The following is a 3,282-nucleotide window of genomic DNA, read 5'->3' as shown; positions in this document are numbered from 1 at the left end:
TGCGACTTCCCGGCGCAGATGACCCCAATAAGCGAGGTAAATTACTGCTTCAAAACCAGCAGGAAGTCTATCTAGAACTCTTTAAGCAACAGCAGTTTGTGGTAACCTTCAATGTCCTAGAAATCGTCGATCAGGCTATATCAAAATCCCGCCAATGTTTGTCTACCCCATTACCGCCTGGTGGAGTATCAGTACGTGACGCAGCAGGTTCCTTTGATTATGCTTACCTTGCCGATGGACGGGTGGATGTTCCGTCAGATGGACTATTTCATTCCGTGGCACTAACTAGCCAAAGTACCGATATCAACCTACGCTATGTTGTCGTTCCCCGTGAAGATACCCATGTCTTCCGAATCGCCCAACTGCGTAATCCCCTAGACGCTCCACTTTTAAGCGGTTCAGCTGATGTTTATGTTGATGGTGAGTATATCTTATCCACAACATTACCAACCGTACCCACCCAGGGACAAATTGAATTGGGTTTAGGCGTCGAACAAGGGATAAAAGTGGCTCGAAACACAACGTATCAGGAAAGGCGTTCCAGTCAGTTATTAGTTGCATTCAATGAACTCCGGCATCACCTGAAAATTGACATTGCTAATCGTTTAGCCAACGAAGCACGGATTGAGATCCGAGAACGGATTCCCGTTCCCCAGGAAGGAGAAAAAGTTGATGTAGAACTTGGTAAAGTTTCCCCGCAATGGCATAAATATGAACAAGAAGAACGCGGACAACTCATTCAAGGCGGATATCGCTGGCGGATAAAAATACCCGGTCAACAACAAGCAAAATTATCAGCACAGTACACGATTAAAACCTACGCCGATAATGAAGTAATCGGTGGAAATCGACGAGAATAGTTAGTTCGTAGTGAGGGAACATCAGCCCTCTCCAGCTCAATGTTATAGCACTCTTCGTGCTGACTACAAACTACGCTATTGTCAGGTCAATAGAGAAATATCCTAACGTATCGATAAGTGCATATCCTGGTAATCACCCAGAGATATAGAACAATGTACCTAGGATCAGTCACTAGATAATCCGATGCCGAACATAACCCAACTCGCCTCGAAAATAGAAAAGGTAAAAGTCTATGCGGCTGGTGCAACCGTTAGCCGTATCGCCGACTTGCACCTAGAGAATGGAGAAACGCCAGAACAAGTAGAAATTTCAGGACTTTCCCTGGCGCTAGATGATAGTAGCGTGCGAGTGCAAGTTGAGGGGAATGCCAATCCAGTAATTCCTACCGATATTCGCATCAGTCTTGCGGTTCCTTCTCACCCAGAACTCCCCAACTCCCCTGCTGAGGAACAACTGCGCCAAGCCGAAGCCGAAGTGAGGCGAATTCAAGAAACGATTGCCCTCATTGATAACGAAATCTCTGTCCTGAAACAGCTTCATGTACCCAATCAACCGAAAGCAGAACCGGGAAAAGCACCACCCCCTTCACCCCTAGCCGCCCGATTAGCGATCGCGAATTTTCAAGATGAACAAATCCGTAGCCGCATTCAGGAACGACGGGACACCCAAAACAGCTTACAGGAGGCACAAACCCACTTAGACGAGTTATTACACAAACAGGAACTGGCGTCAAAATCCCAACAGGTAAAACCGCAGGAATTGCGAAAAACGGTGATTATCAGCTTAAGTTATCCGGCGGAGGTGACAGTTTCCCAGCAACGGTTAATTGTCGATTATTTCGTTCCTGGCGCACGCTGGACACCCACCTATTTATGCCGTTTAGATAGTACCACCAATACCAGTGCGATCGCGGTTCGGGCTTTTCTGTGTCAGCGTACAGGTGAAGATTGGTCTGGAGTTCGCTTGGAACTCTCGACAGCTAACCCGATGACGTGGTGTGAGTTGCCAGAATTACCCTCACTGCGGTTAGGACGTACTCAGCCTATCCCCAGAAAATCCGGTTGGCGTTTACCTCCCCTTGGTGCAACCACACTGTTTGCCGATTATGACCGCCAGAAGCCGCAGGTGGTCACGGTATCTGAACAGTTCCAAAACCTGGAATTATCTTCAATTAATGTGTCATCAGTACAAAAGTTCAACTTAGGAGGCAAACAGACTGTAAGAGAAAATCTACAAAAGAATAGAACCTCAACACCAAGAGCCTTTACACAACCAGCGAGTAGAATTAACAGTCCATTCTACAATCGATTATTACAGTTAGGTTATGCTAAGGAACGGCAGATAGAACAAGCACAGATAGAAAGTCGTAAATCGGGACGATCTATAATCGATGTCATTGAATCAATTACTGGGCGTCAGTTGCCACCCGACTTAATCCGCCAGTGCAAGAAACAGCAACTGTTTGAACTCAAAATAGTTTACGGTGTTGAATCTCTTGATCCGGAACTTGGTGATATTTCTGGTCACCAAGTCAAGGAACTCATCGAACGCCTAATTCCTATTGATATCTGTAGTCGCTATCGTTTGGTGCCGTTATCCAAAAACGATGGTCAACCCCCATCAGTTCTGGTGGCAATGGTTGATCCGGATAATCTGGATGCCCAAGATGATCTCAACCGGATTCTCCGCCCTCAAGGAATTGGGCTACGGCGGATGGTGATTACCCAGGAAGATTATCAGCATCTGATTAATCAATATCGGGATCGAAAACTGGCACAGGAGAAAGAACAGGAAGCGGCTAAACAGACAGATATTAGTCAGGATATTGAAAATCTCACTCTTTGTGATGTATTGGAAGAAACAGAATGCGACATAGCTGACAACTGGAATGAAGGGAGTGCTGGGATAATTAACTTTGTGAATCGTATTCTCATCAAAGCCTTACAAGAGGGAGTCTCCGACATTCACATCGAACCCCATGATACATTTTTACTGGTTCGCTTCCGTAAAGATGGCGTACTACAGCAACCCTTCGATCCCTTACCAAGAAAGATTAAAAATGCCGTGGCTAATCGTGTCAAAATCATGGCAGATTTAGACATCAACAAACGTCTATTGCAAAGTGGTCAGTTTCAGCGTCGGTTTCAGGAGCGTATAGTCAATTGCTTCGTCGAGATTACCCCAACCCGGTATGGGGAAACGATTTATCTGAGGGTGCAAGATTCAGCCTTGGGTTTCTCAACGGGGTGGATTAACAATGACCTACTGACTTACAATCTGATGCGACTTCCCGGCGCAGATGACCCCAATAAGCGAGGTAAATTACTGCTTCAAAACCAGCAGGAAGTCTATCTAGAACTCTTTAAGCAACAGCAGTTTGTGGTAACCTTCAATGTCCTAGAAATCGTCGATCAGGCTATA

The 3,282-nt window shown here is 45.9% G+C and carries 2 protein-coding genes; both read left to right on the top strand.

All coding sequences use genetic code 11. From position 1 onward, the window contains the following. Positions 1-860 (top strand): DUF4139 domain-containing protein (locus RIC07_RS32630; protein ID WP_446398155.1); only part of this gene is annotated, 860 nt, incomplete at its 5' end. Positions 861-1,044: 184 nt separating this feature from the next. Then, the coding region (locus RIC07_RS32625) for a mucoidy inhibitor MuiA family protein (protein WP_446398154.1) at positions 1,045-3,282 on the top strand (2,238 nt) is incomplete at its 3' end.

This window comes from Coleofasciculus sp. E1-EBD-02, from assembly GCF_040218245.1.
Lineage (GTDB): Bacteria > Cyanobacteriota > Cyanobacteriia > Cyanobacteriales > Coleofasciculaceae > Coleofasciculus.
Note: the sequence above shows the minus strand (reverse complement) of the source record. Positions and strands in the feature narration are given on the sequence as shown.